This is a genomic window from Streptomyces mirabilis (assembly GCF_018310535.1).
GTDB lineage: Bacteria > Actinomycetota > Actinomycetes > Streptomycetales > Streptomycetaceae > Streptomyces.
Window position 1 is genome coordinate 631,606 of record NZ_CP074102.1, and the last position, 14,069, is coordinate 645,674.

General features: G+C 66.7%; 14 protein-coding genes and 2 pseudogenes. 5 read left to right on the forward strand and 11 right to left on the reverse strand.

Going from position 1 to position 14,069, the window contains the following annotated elements; genetic code table 11:
- The first annotated feature begins 81 nt into the window (after positions 1-81).
- Positions 82-975, forward strand: a complete 894-nt coding sequence (locus tag SMIR_RS02850; protein WP_212726418.1) for a LysR substrate-binding domain-containing protein — start codon at positions 82-84, stop codon at positions 973-975.
- On the opposite strand, the gene SMIR_RS02855 is transcribed toward SMIR_RS02850, so the two are convergent.
- Positions 950-1,894: an Lrp/AsnC family transcriptional regulator gene (locus SMIR_RS02855; RefSeq protein ID WP_212728261.1), complete on the reverse strand. Its 945-nt coding sequence runs from the start codon at positions 1,892-1,894 to the stop codon at positions 950-952. The genes SMIR_RS02850 and SMIR_RS02855 overlap by 26 nt on opposite strands.
- A 157-nt stretch (positions 1,895-2,051) precedes the next feature.
- Here SMIR_RS02855 and SMIR_RS02860 point away from each other — a divergent pair.
- Positions 2,052-3,013: pseudogene (locus SMIR_RS02860) on the forward strand (MFS transporter); the annotation flags it as partial.
- A gap of 293 nt (positions 3,014-3,306) precedes the next feature.
- Positions 3,307-3,492 (forward strand): hypothetical protein, encoded by a 186-nt coding sequence (locus SMIR_RS02865; RefSeq protein WP_212726419.1) that lies wholly within the window; start codon positions 3,307-3,309, stop codon positions 3,490-3,492.
- A 442-nt stretch (positions 3,493-3,934) separates the two neighbouring features.
- Here SMIR_RS02865 and SMIR_RS02870 read toward each other — a convergent pair whose 3' ends face one another.
- Positions 3,935-4,543, reverse strand: coding sequence for a YdeI/OmpD-associated family protein (locus SMIR_RS02870; protein WP_212726420.1), 609 nt, complete (start codon positions 4,541-4,543; stop codon positions 3,935-3,937).
- 214 nt (positions 4,544-4,757) lie between these two features.
- Between SMIR_RS02870 and SMIR_RS02875 the strand changes: the two genes are divergently transcribed.
- On the forward strand, positions 4,758-5,942 hold the full coding sequence (locus tag SMIR_RS02875) for an ISL3 family transposase (protein ID WP_283959542.1): 1,185 nt from the start codon (positions 4,758-4,760) through the stop codon (positions 5,940-5,942).
- A gap of 328 nt (positions 5,943-6,270) precedes the next feature.
- Positions 6,271-6,564, forward strand: a complete 294-nt coding sequence (locus SMIR_RS02880) for a hypothetical protein (RefSeq protein ID WP_212728508.1) — start codon at positions 6,271-6,273, stop codon at positions 6,562-6,564.
- Positions 6,565-6,614: 50 nt separating this feature from the next.
- Here the strand turns inward: SMIR_RS02880 and SMIR_RS44540 are convergent.
- The 9 genes and pseudogenes from SMIR_RS44540 to mycP all read right to left on the reverse strand — a co-directional run.
- Positions 6,615-6,911 (reverse strand): annotated as a pseudogene (locus SMIR_RS44540) (phosphorothioated DNA-binding restriction endonuclease); the annotation flags it as partial.
- Positions 6,912-6,946: 35 nt separating this feature from the next.
- Positions 6,947-7,252, reverse strand: a complete 306-nt coding sequence (locus SMIR_RS02885) for a hypothetical protein (RefSeq protein WP_212726422.1) — start codon at positions 7,250-7,252, stop codon at positions 6,947-6,949.
- 63 nt (positions 7,253-7,315) lie between these two features.
- The gene (locus SMIR_RS02890; RefSeq protein ID WP_212726423.1) at positions 7,316-7,522 is read right to left on the reverse strand and encodes a hypothetical protein; all 207 of its coding nucleotides are present in this window, start codon (positions 7,520-7,522) and stop codon (positions 7,316-7,318) included.
- Between the two features lie 102 nt (positions 7,523-7,624).
- Positions 7,625-8,047 carry a hypothetical protein gene (locus tag SMIR_RS02895; protein ID WP_212726424.1) on the reverse strand — a complete coding sequence of 141 codons (423 nt, stop codon included), beginning with the start codon at positions 8,045-8,047 and terminating at the stop codon, positions 7,625-7,627.
- A gap of 307 nt (positions 8,048-8,354) precedes the next feature.
- Positions 8,355-8,711, reverse strand: a complete 357-nt coding sequence (locus SMIR_RS02900) for a hypothetical protein (RefSeq protein WP_212726425.1) — start codon at positions 8,709-8,711, stop codon at positions 8,355-8,357.
- 153 nt (positions 8,712-8,864) lie between these two features.
- Entirely contained in the window at positions 8,865-9,866 is a 1,002-nt protein-coding gene (locus tag SMIR_RS02905) for a hypothetical protein (RefSeq protein ID WP_212726426.1), read from the reverse strand.
- Positions 9,866-12,199: a hypothetical protein gene (locus tag SMIR_RS02910; protein WP_212726427.1), complete on the reverse strand. Its 2,334-nt coding sequence runs from the start codon at positions 12,197-12,199 to the stop codon at positions 9,866-9,868. The genes SMIR_RS02905 and SMIR_RS02910 overlap by 1 nt, the downstream gene beginning before the upstream one ends.
- Before the next feature lie 24 nt (positions 12,200-12,223).
- Positions 12,224-12,658, reverse strand: coding sequence for a hypothetical protein (locus tag SMIR_RS02915; RefSeq protein WP_212726428.1), 435 nt, complete (start codon positions 12,656-12,658; stop codon positions 12,224-12,226).
- A 1-nt stretch (position 12,659) separates the two neighbouring features.
- Positions 12,660-13,970 carry a type VII secretion-associated serine protease mycosin gene (gene mycP / locus SMIR_RS02920; RefSeq protein WP_349636888.1) on the reverse strand — a complete coding sequence of 437 codons (1,311 nt, stop codon included), beginning with the start codon at positions 13,968-13,970 and terminating at the stop codon, positions 12,660-12,662.
- Positions 13,971-14,069: the final 99 nt, after the last annotated feature.

The window sequence follows — 14,069 nt, forward strand, 5'->3', positions numbered from 1 at the left end:
TCCATCGTCCTCTTCCGGCCCGCGATCGGGAATCCGTCATACCGTTCTGACTGTCATCGCGATTCGCGATAACGTGGGGGTGTGTACGACCCCTCCCAACTGCGTACCTTCCTGGCGGTGGCCCAGACCCTGAGCTTCACGCAGGCCGCCCGGCGGCTCGGGCTGCGCCAGTCCACCGTCAGCCAGCACGTACGCCGCCTGGAGGACGCCGTGGGACGGCAGCTGTTCTCGCGGGACACGCACTCCGTGGAGCTCACCGAGGACGGCGAGGCGATGCTCGGCTTCGCGCGCCGCATCCTGGCGGTGCACGAGCAGGCGACCGCCTTCTTCACGGGCACCCGCCTGCGCGGCCGGCTGCGTTTCGGCGCCTCCGAGGACTTCGTACTGACCCGGCTCCCGGAGATCCTGGAGGGCTTCCGGTACGACCATCCGGAGGTGGACCTGGAGCTGACGGTCGAGCTGTCCGGCACGCTGCACGAACAGCTCACGGCGGGCAAGCTGGACCTGGTGCTGGCGAAGCGGCGGCCCGAGGACCCGCGCGGCGAGCTGGTCTGGCACGACCGCCTGGTGTGGATCGGCGCGGAACGCCTGCGGCTCGACCCCGACCGCCCGGTCCCCCTGATCGTCTACCCGCCCCCGGGCATCACCCGCGCCCTCGCCTTCGAGGCCCTGGAGCGCGAGGGCCGCGCGTGGCGCATCGCCTGCACCAGCGGAAGTCTGAACGCCCTCGTCGCGGCGGCCCGCGCGGGCCTCGGTGTGATGGCCCACTCTCGTGGGCTGATCCCCCCGGGCCTCGTCCGCGTCCCGGACCGCGCGGGCCTGCCGGAACTGGGCGAGGTCGACTTCGTCCTGGTGCACGGGCAGCGGCATACGTCCGCGCAGGGGGCGGCGGACGCGCTCGCGGCCGCGATCCTGGGCGGCGGGGACCGGCTGCTCCGGGGTGGCGGGGCTAGCGCGTCGGTCTCGCGTACGTGAGTTGTTTGATGCGGCGCAGGAACGGGGTCGTCTCGACGTGCTGGACGCCTTCGAGGGTGCCGAGGCGACCGCTGAGGTAGGCGTAGAGGCCCGCCGTGTCGCGGGCGACGGCGGTGACGACGATGTTGGAGGGGCCGGCCGTCGCCGCGGCGAAGGCGATCTCGTCGTGGGTGGCGAGGGCCTCGCCGACGGAATGCAGTGCCGCCGGGGCCGTGGTGATCCACAGGACGGCGGCGCAGGCGTAGCCGAGGGTCTCGGAGTGGTACTCGACATCGACGTACACGGCGCCGGAGGCGAGCAGGGCGGCGAGGCGGCGCTTGACGACGGACTCGGAACGACCGGTGGCGCGCTGGAGTTCGGGATAGGTGGCGCGTCCGTCGCGTTCGAGCGCGGCGACCAGCGGTTCGTCCTCGGGGTCGATCCGGACGGGGCCCGAGGGGTCGGAGAGCCGCGGCCGCAGCGCGGCGATCTGTTCGTCCGTCAGCGCGTCGAACCTGCTGATCCAGCCCGTCGGTCCGCCGAAGAAGCGGTTCAGGATCTGGTGGGCGCGGATCTCCATGATGCTCGGGGTGCGCGGCAGCTTGCCGAGCAGCAGGTCGTCGTGGTCCCCGGGGCTGCGCGGCCGGGTCATGCAGACCACCTCGGTGCCGCCCGAGGCCAGTCCGATCCACGCGGTGTCCGGCCGCTTGGCCAGGGCCTCCGCGATCGTCTCCGCGCTGTCGGGCGCGCAGCGCAGCCGCAGCATCCACTGGCTCTGGCTGAGCCGTTCGGCGTCGCGCACCGCGACCACCCGCAGTCCGCCCTCGGCGGAGAGCCTGCGGAAGCGGCGCGCGATGGTCTGGTCGGAGACGCCCAGCACCGCCGCGATCCGGCTGAAGGGCGCGCGGGCGTCCAGTTCCAGCGCGGCCAGCAGTCGCAGATCGAGCTTGTCGAAGGTGTGGGATTCCGTCTCCGTGGAGGCCGTCCTTGTCGGATTCCGGTGATCCGGTGCCCGAGGCCACCGCGATCACCCCTCAGGAGCTCATCGTACGGAGGCATACGCATCCACGGCACGGGGTTCTGGAGGAGTTGAGGACATGCGTACATGGGGGCCGCTCACGGCGGTGTGCCTGGGGACGTTCATGTTGTTGCTGGACGTGACGATCGCGGTCGTCGCGCTGCCGTACATGGCGCGGGCGCTGCACGCGTCGCTGACTGATCTGCAGTGGGTGATCGACGGGTAGGCGCTCGCGCTCGCCGCGCTGCTGCTGGGAGTGGGGGCCGCCGCCGACATTCTGGGTCGGCGCCGGGTGCACGTGGCGGGCGTGATGCTGTTCGCGGTGGCGTCGCTGCTGTGCGGGCTCGCGTCCGGGCCTGGGATGCTGGTGGCCGCGCGCGGGCTGCAGGGGGTGGGCGCGGCGGCGATGCTCGCGACGACCCTGCCGCTGCTCGGCTCGGTCTACCAGGGGCGGCAGCGGTCGACGGCGCTCGGGGTGTGGGGCGCGGTCAGCGGCGGCGCTGCGGCGGTCGGGCCGGTGCTCGGCGGGTTGCTCACCGAGGGGCCGGGCTGGCGGTGGATCTTCTTCGTGAACCTGCCGGTGAGCGTGGCCTCGGTGTGGCTGACGCTGCGGGTGGTGCCGGAGTCGCGCGGACCGCGCGAAAGGCGTATCGACTGGGCGGGCACGGTCGCCTTCGCCTGCTTCGCGGGGGCGATCACGTACGGAGTGGTGCGGGCCGGGGCGGACGGCTGGACGTCGGGGCGGTGACGGGCTCGTTCGGGACGGCGGCGCTGGCGCTGGTCGCGTTCGTCCTCGTCGAGCGGCGGGTCGCCCATCCGCTCCTGGACCTGTCGCTGCTGCGCAAGCCCGCGTTCGTGGGTGTGATGGCGGGCGCGCTCGCCTTCAACGGGGTGGCATTCGGTGTGATCCCGTACCTGTCCATCTGGATGCAGACCGTGCTCGGCATGAGCCCGGTGCGCGGTGGGCTCACCCTGCTCCCGCTGACCGGCGCGACGATGGTGGTCGCGATCCTCGCCGGGAAGCTGCTGCACTGGGCCCCATTCGACGCCCTGACCTGCGGTTATCCTCCGACCTGCACAAACGCCCACCGCTTCGGCCCGTATCGACCCGTTCCAGCCCGCATCAAGCCGTTTCAGCCCGCCGTCATGTTCCCATGGGAACACCACACGGGAACCGTGAACGCGTAGATGCCTGACCTGCAGGTATCCCGCTCCAGCTTCCACGAGTCCGCACCAGCCGCCAAGTTGCCCGAAAGCTGTCGCCCACCCGCCTCGCCCATTGAGACTTTTCAGCATTGCCTCTCCCCGAGTCCTGGGCGGAAACCCAGTACGGAGTGACAGCCGAGTCCCTGGTCCTGTCCTCCGGCTCCAACCCGGCCATCCTCCGCGAGGATGCACCCGGCATCGTCATCACCCAGGGGCATCAGGACGACCCGGTCCAGGTCTGGATGAAGGGCGCCGCCGTCGCGATGCCGGTGTTGTACGTACCGGACATCCACATCACCGCGAAGGTGCTCTGAATGCCCGGACGCATCCTTGCTGAGACGGTCTTCGTAGCCGACCCGAAGACCCACGAGACGCTCGTGCTCACGGCTGGCACTGAGGTCGTGGACCCGGCTGTCGCGGAGCAGATCACGCACCCTGACGTTTGGGTGCCAGAGCCCGCGCAACCCACTGAGCCAAGGCCGCCTCGCCCCACACGCCGTGCGAAGTCGGCGGCGGACGAACCCGAAAGGTCATGATGCTCACCGACATCCAGTACGCCTACCTGCGCTCCGAACTCGGCGAAGCGGACCGGGAAGGCCTCGACGCCCGATATGAGGGTCTTCGAAGTTGAGCGGTGCGCCTGCTCAGGGCCTCTGACGTTTCGTTACGCTCAGCGACGGCGGTTGGTGGCTGCTGCCGGGGCCGCAGGCGCGCCGGGAGTCCAGGGCAGCACACGGCCACGGTCCCTCTCCGTGATTACGGGTGCAGCTTCTCGCCCTTCGCCAGCATCGCTACGTACTTTTCGATCCGACGCGCCCGGGTCTCGGCCTTCTTGGCGTCTTGGATCCGGTACAGGATCGCGTAGCGGTTCTGCCGGTCCAGTGTCTCGAAGAACTCCGCTGCGGCCGGGTCGGTGGTCAGGGCCGCCGTGAGGTCGTCCGGCACTGCTGCGGTTTTCGCGCCGTCGTAGGCCGCTTCCCAGCGGCCGTCTGCCTTGGCGCGGTCGACCTCGGCCTGTCCCGGGGGATGCATCCGGCCCTGCTTGATCAGGGCGGCCACCTTGTCCCGGTTGGCCTTGGACCACTTGCTGCGCGGCTTGCGCGGGGTGAACCGCTGGAGCCACCACTGGTCGTCGAACTTGGCCTTCTGGCCGTCGATCCAGCCGTAGCAGAGTGCCACGTCGAGCGCCTGGGTGTAGTCCAGCGCGGCGATTCCGGGGCCCTTCTTGCGAAGCTTGAGCCAGATGCCGGGCGAGACGGCGTGGTTCTCGCCGAGCCATGCCTGGAATGCCTCGGCGGATTCGCATGCGACGATCTCCAAGTCCTGAGTCACCCCAGCAGCGAACCACACTCGGCCGATTGTCATGAGGCATTCGGGCGCGGCCCCGGATGCGGGATGCCCGTGGGCCTGCGTGATCATCTCTGTTCTCGAAGCAGAACGATCATGCAGGAGCCACGGGCTTGGTCAACGATACGACGTTGCTGCTCGACCTCGACGGGGTGTCCGTCGCGCGGGTTGAGCGGCTGGCCGACGGAAGGCGCCGAGTTCACCTGGTCACGGCCGACGAGACAGCCAGAAGGTGTTCGCCACCTGGGTTAAGGGCTCGGCGGTGACCCGGCCACGCGATCTCCCTTACGGCGAGAGCGGATTGGAGTTCCGCTGGCACAAGCGCCGCTGGTGGTGCCGCGAGGCCGGCTGCCCTCGCCGGTCCTTCACCGAGCAGATCCCGCAGATCCCGGCCGGTGCCAGACTGACCGCCCGGCTGCGGGATACGGCCGGGCGCCGCATACGGGATGCCGGCTCCACGGTTATCCACGCCGCACGGGATCTGCATCTGTCCTGGCCGACCGTGATGGAAGCCTTCCGCACGCAGGCCCGCGACGTCACCGAGGCACCTCTGCCGCAGGTCACAGTCCTGGGCATCGACGAGACCCGCCGCGGACGGCCGAGCTGGGAACAGGATACGGAGACCGGCAAGTGGCGCCTGACCCGGGACCGGTGGCACACCGGCTTCGTCGACGCCCTCGGCCACGGCGGGCTGCTCGGACAAGTCGAGGGCCCCACCGTCGCCGATGTCCTGGCCTGGCTCGCCACCACCAGCCTGGACTGGAGAAGGGGCATCGGCTATGTCGCCATCGACATGTCGGCCACCTACCGCGCCGCGATCCGTATCGGCCTGGCGCACGCCACGGTCGTGGTCGACCACTTCCACGTCGTCCAGCTCGCCAACAAGATGCTGTCCATGGTCAGGCGCCGCACCACCGCCGAGACCCGCGGCCGGCGCGGACGGGCGAGCGACCCGGAGTGGAAGGCCAGACGGCGGCTTCTGCTGGGCCGCGAGGACCTCACCGACGACCAGTTCGCCACGATGTGGAACACGCTCCTGGGCGAGAGGAAGATCGGGCAGACGCTGCTGACGGCCTGGATAGCCAAGGAGAACCTGCGCACCCTCCTCGCCCTGGCCCGCACCGGAGCCGACCGCCACCAAGTCGGCAACGCCCGCTGGAAGTTCCTCACCTGGCGCGCGGACTCCGACATCCCCGAAGTCCGCCAGCTCGCCACCACCGTCGACCGCTGGTGGCCCGAGGTCGCCGCGTTCATCCACACCGGACACAGCAACGCCAAGAGCGAAGGGATCAACCGCGTGATCAAGCTCATCGCCCGCAACGCGTTCGGCTTCCGCAACCCCGCCAACCAACGCCTACGCACACGCTGCGTCACGACCCGCCGAGCCCGCGGACACCTCCCCACCGCTCAACTTTGAAGACCCCGATATGAACGCCTCGGCACAGTTGAAGCGTCGCGATTGAGGTTCTGCGAGAGCGCAAGGCGATGCTCGTCTCCGACCCCCTGGCGGTCACCGTCCAGGGGGTCGCCACAGTCAACAACGCTGAGAACGCCAGAGCATTGGAACTACAGATCGCGGCCCTGGAAGACACCACGGCAGACGACTCCACCACCAGCGCCGTACCTGTGCCGCTGCTGCGTAACCGAAGCCGTTGGCGTGAGGAGTACGTTGGGGGCGTAGCGCCAGCGCGAGGGCTCAAGCGGTGGCCTCTCAGCGGCTCGCACGCGCACGTAGGCTGCTGCGTGTGCACTTCGATGACAACGAACCGGTCTTGAAGCGAAGCCCGTTGGGAACAAATCGCTACGAATACAACCCGCGGAACCCCATCGGCTTCGCCTTGATCGTCATCAGCATCCTCTTCGCCGGAGGGATGCTCCTTCTCATGCACAACCACGCGGGGCCGTTCGCGTATCCCTCGGATCCCACCCCGACGCCGTTGAGTACACCGACGGACATGTGGCAGTACGCTCCGCCCACGGATGACGGGATCCATGGTCCGATTCCGTCGGGACCGCCGTCCGACTCGTGGACGCCGTGACGGCTCGGACTATGTGCCAGTGTGGACTGCCAGCCTCGCGAGCCTCAAGCTCATGCGGCTTTCGCTCCAGGGAGCTTGAAGACCTGTTGCCTGTGCCAGCGGACGAACTGCGCGTCGACAGGAGGCCGCCCTGGGCGGGGCGCGGCCAGTGGTCGGCCGTGCAGCGCGTCGACGGCTTGCCCGGCCTCACTCCGCGCTACGTACAACGGGGACACCTGGATCCGCAGGTCAGGGAGCAGCCCGAGCACACCCAGATCCAAGAGGGAGTGGTACAGGGAGCACAGGGCCGGCGCGTTGTGTACCTCATCCGGGCCGTCCTGACTGTGCCACTGGACATGTGCGGCTTGCGTCACGGGCCTGCCGCACAAGCGACTTGGCTTTGCTACCCCGGCACTCCAGTCAGCTTGTAGGCGAGGCTGACCTGCAACCGATCATCCGAGCCGCCGTCGTCCCGGACGATACAGGCTCCCACCGGCGCGGAGCCCACCTGATCGAGTTTCGGTTTGGGCGACATGCCGTCCACCGCCTGGTGAATGATTTTCTTGGCACGCTTAATTTCCTGTTGCTCGTTTAACGTGCTCTGCTTCGGCGTTGCGGCGCCGTCTCCTTCCTGCCGTGCTCCGCAAGCCGTAACAACAAGCATCACGGTCAACAGCAGGCCAATCAACGTCAGGTTTCGCAGCTTCACGGGATTCCTCCGGTCACGATCTCCGCCATATGATCCGGTGTCCCCGACGTCGACCAAGACGTGTCATCTGAAGAATTCTACAGCGATGAAGAATGCCCCAAGAGGTATCCAAAAACCGCCCACGAAGCGCAACGTTTTCGATGTGGCGGTTCCAGCCGTCGGGTTCGTTTGAGCGAAGACAGGAAAGGCGCGTTCAGCCGCACCGCCGACGTTCGTTGCGAAGAGAATCCCAAACACGAAGAAAATGATTCCAATCATCACGAAGAACATTGACTCATTCCCCCTCCCACATTCCCGCAGGGGCCATTCGCCCGCACTACGGGGCCCCCGAACCTCCTGGCGAAATCCACATGTCGCACAAAGGTACACGAGCTACTTGGTGCAGTCGAACTTCTTCGTTTCCTGAGGTACGAAGTCATCGATAAATCGCTGCAGCTTCTTGTAGCCGGTCGAAGTGTTCTCAACGCGATCACCGGAAAAATCGACTACGAACGACATGTAGGCAGTGCGCGTGTTACATGTCGCCTGGACTATGGCATGGCTGCTTCCGATCGACGCATAGCCCGGGAACGAGACCTTTCGCCTAGCGGCATGCTTGTACGGGGAACCCACTTTGTTCCAGTCCACCGGATCCGGGGCTCGATCCCAGCGCAATAGATTGACGGCCAAGACAGAATGGCCGCCCACACTCATAATGCAACTCGATCCCGGACGCGATTCCAAATCCTCATACGTTTGTTTGAGGCGATCTCCATCTGGGATCAGTGGCGACAAGGAGGATTTCTCAACAGGCACGCGACAGAATCTATCCGGAATGGCAAGTTTGCCACTGCTGCAACCTGCCGCCATCCCCGCCGTAGCTGCACACAGGAGGGCCGCAACCCCTTGTCCTATTCTCTTCACTACTGGTCTCCTGCTGTACCGTCTGCCAATTTGTTGCCGTCGTTGGCCGCCGCTGCTATCTGCTTGTACACGCCGTCACCCTAGGAGTATCCAGGGTGGTTTGGGCTCGAAGCCCAGTCAGAGTTGACGGTGTGCCACTGCTGCGCGATGGAGTTGAGCTGGTTCCTGCGAAGGTCATATGTCGCCTAATTATCGCTGGTCAGCTTGTCAGCCTGGTGCTGTTGTTCGTCCATGATCCAGTCGCTTGCGACCACGCCGGCTCCACGCTGGGCGATATCGCCACCACCGGGATGAAGTTGAGTAGCGCCCCAGAGGTGTGGTGGCTCCACGCCTTGTCCCAGGTGTAGTCGTGCTGGTCTCCCTTGAGCGCGTTGTACCGAGCTTCCTCCATAAACCCGACCGCATAGCCGGACGAAGTCAAGGTGTCCTCTGGCTTTCTGGAGCGGTCGTGGATTTCGTCCATAATGGCGTAGTTCATGCCTTCATGTAGCAGACCATAGGAATGCTCGCTCTTGGAAATCTGCTTCGTCATCTCCATGACCTGCTTGGCGTCCAAGGCGGGGCCGTGATCCGGCTGGTGTTCAACGTCCTTGCCAGAGCGCACATCTCGCCGCCGTAGGGTGGGACCGCGCACGAAATGTGAACCACCTCTGCCGCACACTCGATCAAAACCAGTCACGGCCTAGCCTGGGATGCGCGGTTCTCATGACTACTTGTTGCTCGTTTGGTTGGGACTGCTACAGCCGTGCCGCTTGGCTGACTGCGCGGCGAAGGACAGGAGCGCCTGGCGCTCTGAGGCGTCGGCCGTGGCGTGGGAGGCGAGGGGTTCCAGCGTGTACAGCGCCGTGCCGGTGGGGCATGACGCGGTGGTCCAGGACTTGCCGTCGTTGGTGCCGCCGGCGCCGACATAGTCGTACGGGTTGCGCTGGGGGTTATGGCGTGGGGCGTTGGTGTAAGGGCCGTAATACGCGGCGACGCGGAAGGTCGGTTTGCCCGACGCGTCGGCCAGTAGGCACTGCTCGATCGGCGACGCGCCGTCTGCCTCGGCTTCGTAGGCGGAAGCGTTAATGCCCTTGCATGTGCCGGTAGCCGTGCCGGCCTTCTTCAGCTCCTCGAACGCGCCGGAGGGTGCGCTGTGCACCGTGTCGGCGTCGGGCATGGGACACCCCTGGTTTTTGGCAGCCTGTTTCAGGGCCCGGGTGACCAGGACGGTCATGCCGTCTCGTCGCTCCTGCACGCTGCCGGTCGAGATGGCCCGGGTGGCGGTCAGGCTCAGCACCAGGTCGTCGCTTGTCCCCTTCCCGCAAGGCAGGAAGGCGGTGGCGTAGGGTTCGGCGCCACTGCCCGCGGAGACCAGGGCGGGCCATCCGTGGCTCACCGGGACGAGCATCTCAGCGGGGTCCTGGGCGAGGATCCGGTCGGCGTTCAGCTTGATCGACTCCGGGTCCTGGCCACGCTGTACGGAGATCGTCAGGGAAGCCTTCGTGTCACCGGGGTCGTAGGCGCGGCATCCCGCACCGCCGGTGTCCTTGCCGCTGACCCGGTCTGCGCCCAGCGCCTTCTGCATCTCGGCGGCATCGACCAGCCCTCGGCAGGAGTCATCGAGCGCTCTCGCGTCACGCCAGTCGTCGTAGGAGCCGGTGGCGTAGACGATGCCGCCGCCCGCTATCAGAACTGCCGCTACCGAAGCGGCGATGATGGATCTCCTCATCAGGACAGCCCCCGGTGCAGGTCGGCAAGTGCTTGGTTGCGGGCTGAGCCGTAGTGCAAGTTCATGTAGTCCTGCAGGTAGTTCGCGACGGGATCCTTGGTGTAGTCCATACCACGTGTGGTCTCCCACTGCTGGACCAGGTCGAGAGCGCCCTGAGATTTGGCTCCCATCGCCTTGGCCACACCGATGTTGGCGACCTGGTCTGCCTCCGCCTTCACGTCCTTGGACCATTCGTAGGTGGCGCCGTCCACCATGCGTTGTGCTGTGTCTCCGACGCCGGGGATGATCGTAAGGGGTGCGCCTATCGCGTGGTAGGAGTAGCGGGCCACATCGTCGGCCCACGCCTTGCGGGCGTCGCGGTCGTCGAGGATGACATCGGCTCCGATGGCATTGAAGACGCCAGCCCCCATACCCACGTCGGCGACCCGGTTCTCCCAGTCCTTGTTGTTGCTGTAGGTCGCGTCGGCGCCAGCGAGCGTGTGGGCGGCCTGGGCTCTTTCGGCGTCGTAGAGGTGGGCGAAGTTCTGCGGGTTGTCGGAGACGCCCCGCAGCACGCGGGTCAGGGAGTCCTGGGAGACGTTGAGGTGACCGCCGTTGGCGTCCTGGAAGACAGAGCCGCCTTCCGTGTATGTGTAACGGGGGTCGTGCGTCAGGGTGTTGTGGGTGTCCGGGGCGTAGTCCACCAGGGCCCTGGCGATCGGGTCGCGCAGGTTGGCTGTGATGCTGTCGCCGTTTGTGCCCTGGTCGAGGAGGTTCACTGTCGACTGCATGATGCGCGCTTCGGCCGCGCTGTGCTTGCCGTCGCTTTGCTGGGTCGTGTCCCCGGCGGGGTGGCCGGTGGCCCCGGCCTCGATCGCGGCACCGAGCCCGACGCGGTTGTCGCCGTCAGCGGCATCAGGAGCGCTTATCTCCCGCTCGCCCTGCCACTCAGTGGTGTTGGTGACGTTCCAGTCTCGTTCCTTGAGGAGGTAGTGGAGGCGGTCGTTACTGCCGCCGCCGGAATGCGGGTCGAGGTAGCCGGTGGACGTCTCGGGGTCGCGGCCCATGATGCCGAGGGCGCCGTCCACGGGGTCGTTCGCGAACCAGGACTTGCCGTTGGTGTGGTCGAAGTTGCCGTACAGGTCCCAGACGTTTTTGTCGTGCTTCTCCGCGGTGATCATGTCGTCGGTGACGTCCGCCATGAACTGCGAGGAAGGGTGGTCGCTGCCCTCTTCCATCAGGGTCACGAAGCTCTGGTAACCCCGCACTTGCTGCCCATGCCCCTTGGCGACGGTGTTGGTATTGTCTGCCGCCGCGTCCAGGTCGTACTTCTCCAGCCCCGCCTTCCGCAGACCGTCACGCCAATCGTTGTAGAACGATGCATCTGGAGTCTTCTTCCAGGCAGAGAAGGCTTCCTGGTACGCCTTGGAGCCGTACGTCAGCCGCTTCCCGTCCGGTCCCCTGAAATCGGGAACACTGGTCGCCCCGGACACCGTGTTGGCCAACCCTTGCTCTAGGCCGAGGTACTGCGTCTTGTGGGTGGTGTCCTCGTTGTATGCGAGATCGTTGAAGCGGTTGGACAACTTCAGGGTGTCCTCGGGGCCCAGCGAGTCGAGGAACGTCTGGCTGAACGCCTTGTTGTGTGCGTTGTCCCGGAAGTCCCGGTCCATTTCTGCCCGTTCGTCGGCTGTTAGCTTCTCGCCGTGAAGCAGCCGGTCCGCGTACTGCTTGGCCTCGCGGGCCTCGTACACCTCGATGTCGCCGACGGCGGAGCCGTTGAACGTGTGGGCCTGTCCTCCGAAGGGATCCAGCGCTCGCTCGAACCAGCTCTTGACGCCAGCCGCCTCGTCCAGGGCGAGCTTGACGCCCTGGTCGGCGTCGTCGACCGCCTGCACGGCTTCCTTGATCTTCTTCGTCCAGGCGGCCTCGGCGTCCTTCGCCTTCGACACGTACTTGGGGTAGTCCTCGTCGTGCCGCATGGGAGTGAGCTTGCGGAAGTCGTAGACCGCCTCGCCCTGGCTGTTGACGGACATCTCGTCAGCCTTCACCCGCTCGACCACGTCGTTCACGTGGCCGATCAACTTGGCGAACTGCTGATACGCGTCCCGAAGGAGCGAGGCGATGGCGCGGGCCTCCGTTTGCGCGTCGGCAAACTGCTGCCGTGTTGCCCCGAGTTGCACGGCGGCCGCAGCCTGGCTGACACCGTGCCAGATGCCGTCCGTCGCGACCGATTCCACCTTGGCCGCGTAGAGGGTCTCCAGGTCCTTGAATCCGTCGGCCATGTCGTCCCAGTCGGTGGCCGCCGTGGTCAGCACACCGAGTTTGATGGTGACCACGTCCTGATAGGTGAGCATCCCCGTTTCCCCGCTCCCCGTCGTCTATGCCTCGCGCCGGGGATCGGGCCCGGCGTCGATCTGTGCTATCTCGCTCCGCACGCCGTAGTCGACGTACTGGAACTGCTGATGGGAGTCCTTCAACGATTCCTGGTCCTTCACCAGGCGCCCTTGAAGGTTCTTGACCTGCAGTACCCACTCCGCATGCGCGTCCTTGAGGCCGGAGCCGGTGTCCCAGCCGGTGAATTCCCGCACGGCCGTGGCCGAGGACTCGTCGGCGTGGCTGCCCGCCTTGCCCGTGTCTCTGTGGATGTCATCCAGTGCCGAGACCGCTGTCTTCTGCCCGGTCTTGTTGGTCTTGAGGTCGGGCGCGCCCCCAGTTCCGCCTCCGCCCGCTGCGGCAGCGCTGTCCAGTCGCATCTGGCCCTGCCGGCGAGCCAACGCGTCGGCCTTCAGCTGCTCCCACTCGTCCCATGCCATCTCAGGGCCTTCCCCCGTAGTTCCTGTCTCCGTACGGCCAACTCGCCTGGCCCGGCACCGGCGGCACGGCCGCATGCATGAGATCAGCGGATGCGGCGCGCCGACGCCTGCGGACAGTCATGGCGCCCAGGACCGCACCACCAGCGAGCACGACCACTCCAGCACCCGTGAGAATCCAAACCGTTGGGGTGCCGCCGCTGGTGGATTCGGCCGCCGCGGCCGCCGGTTCCCTCCCGGGCTTCGAAGACGCGGAGGACGATCCCGCAGACGAGGACGCCGCGGCCTCCTTGAAGTCGGGCAGCGGGTACACGTCGGCCTGGCCAGGGTCGCCAGGGTTCGTCAGCGCGATGCGGGGGCGGACGGTGCCGTAGCCGAGGTAATCGGTGCGCTCCTTGCCGTTCTTGGGCTTGCTCGCGGTGTTGAGCATGACCCGCAGGACCTGGTTGTTCGTCCAGTTCGGGTGCTTGGACCAGATCAGAGAGGCTGACGCGGAGGCGATGGCGGTGGCGTCGCTGGTGCCGTGCGTATTGCACAGTTCCGTACCGCCGAGACATGCGGCGACCATGTCCGCGCCCGGTGCGACCAGGTCGACCTGGGGGCCGTGCTGCGACTCCTTCGTTGCCTTGAGGTCCTTGCCGATCGCTCCGACGCCCACGACGCCGGGATTGGCCGCCGGGTACTCCAGTTCGTCGAGACCGGCGCCGGTGTTGCCTACAGCCGCGAAGATCAGCTTGCCCTTGGACAGCGCGTAGGCGACGGCATCGGTCAGCTGCTGTGAATGCTCAGTGCTCCCCGCCGAGATGTTGATGACCTGGGCGTCGGAGTCGGCCGCGAAGCGGATGGCCTTCGCCGCAGCGGTTGGGAAATCGTCCTGGTTGCCGTCAGTGCGGTTGCGTTCGATGAAGCCCGGGATGCGGATCGGCATGATCTTGGCGCCGGGAGCCAAGCCGTACGAGCCCATGGTGGCACCCTTGGCGCCCGTACCAGCGATGAGGACGGCCATAGTGGTGCCGTGGCCGTCGTAGTCCGTGCGTTCGTCCCCGGCCCGCTTGGAGAAGTCCTTGCCCCGCACCACCTGACCGCGCAGGTCTGGAATGTCTGCCTGAACACCGCTGTCGATCACCGCGACTGTGATGCCCTTGCCCGTGCTGGTCTTCCACATCTGCTCAGCCCGCATGGCGTCCAGGTACCACTGCTGGTCGCGGACGGTGTCGGCGTGCGCGGGCGTCACGGCGCCAGTCGCCAGCAGGACGCCCACGATGGCTGATACGACCTGGCCACGCCGTATGGCCTGCTTGGTACGGGTGGGCATGGTCATCCTTCTCGTTGTGCGTGTCCATCGGGACCACTGGGCAGGCGCGGTGGGCTCAGTCGGGTGTACTCCTCCTCCGACTCCGTCCTCTGATCTGGA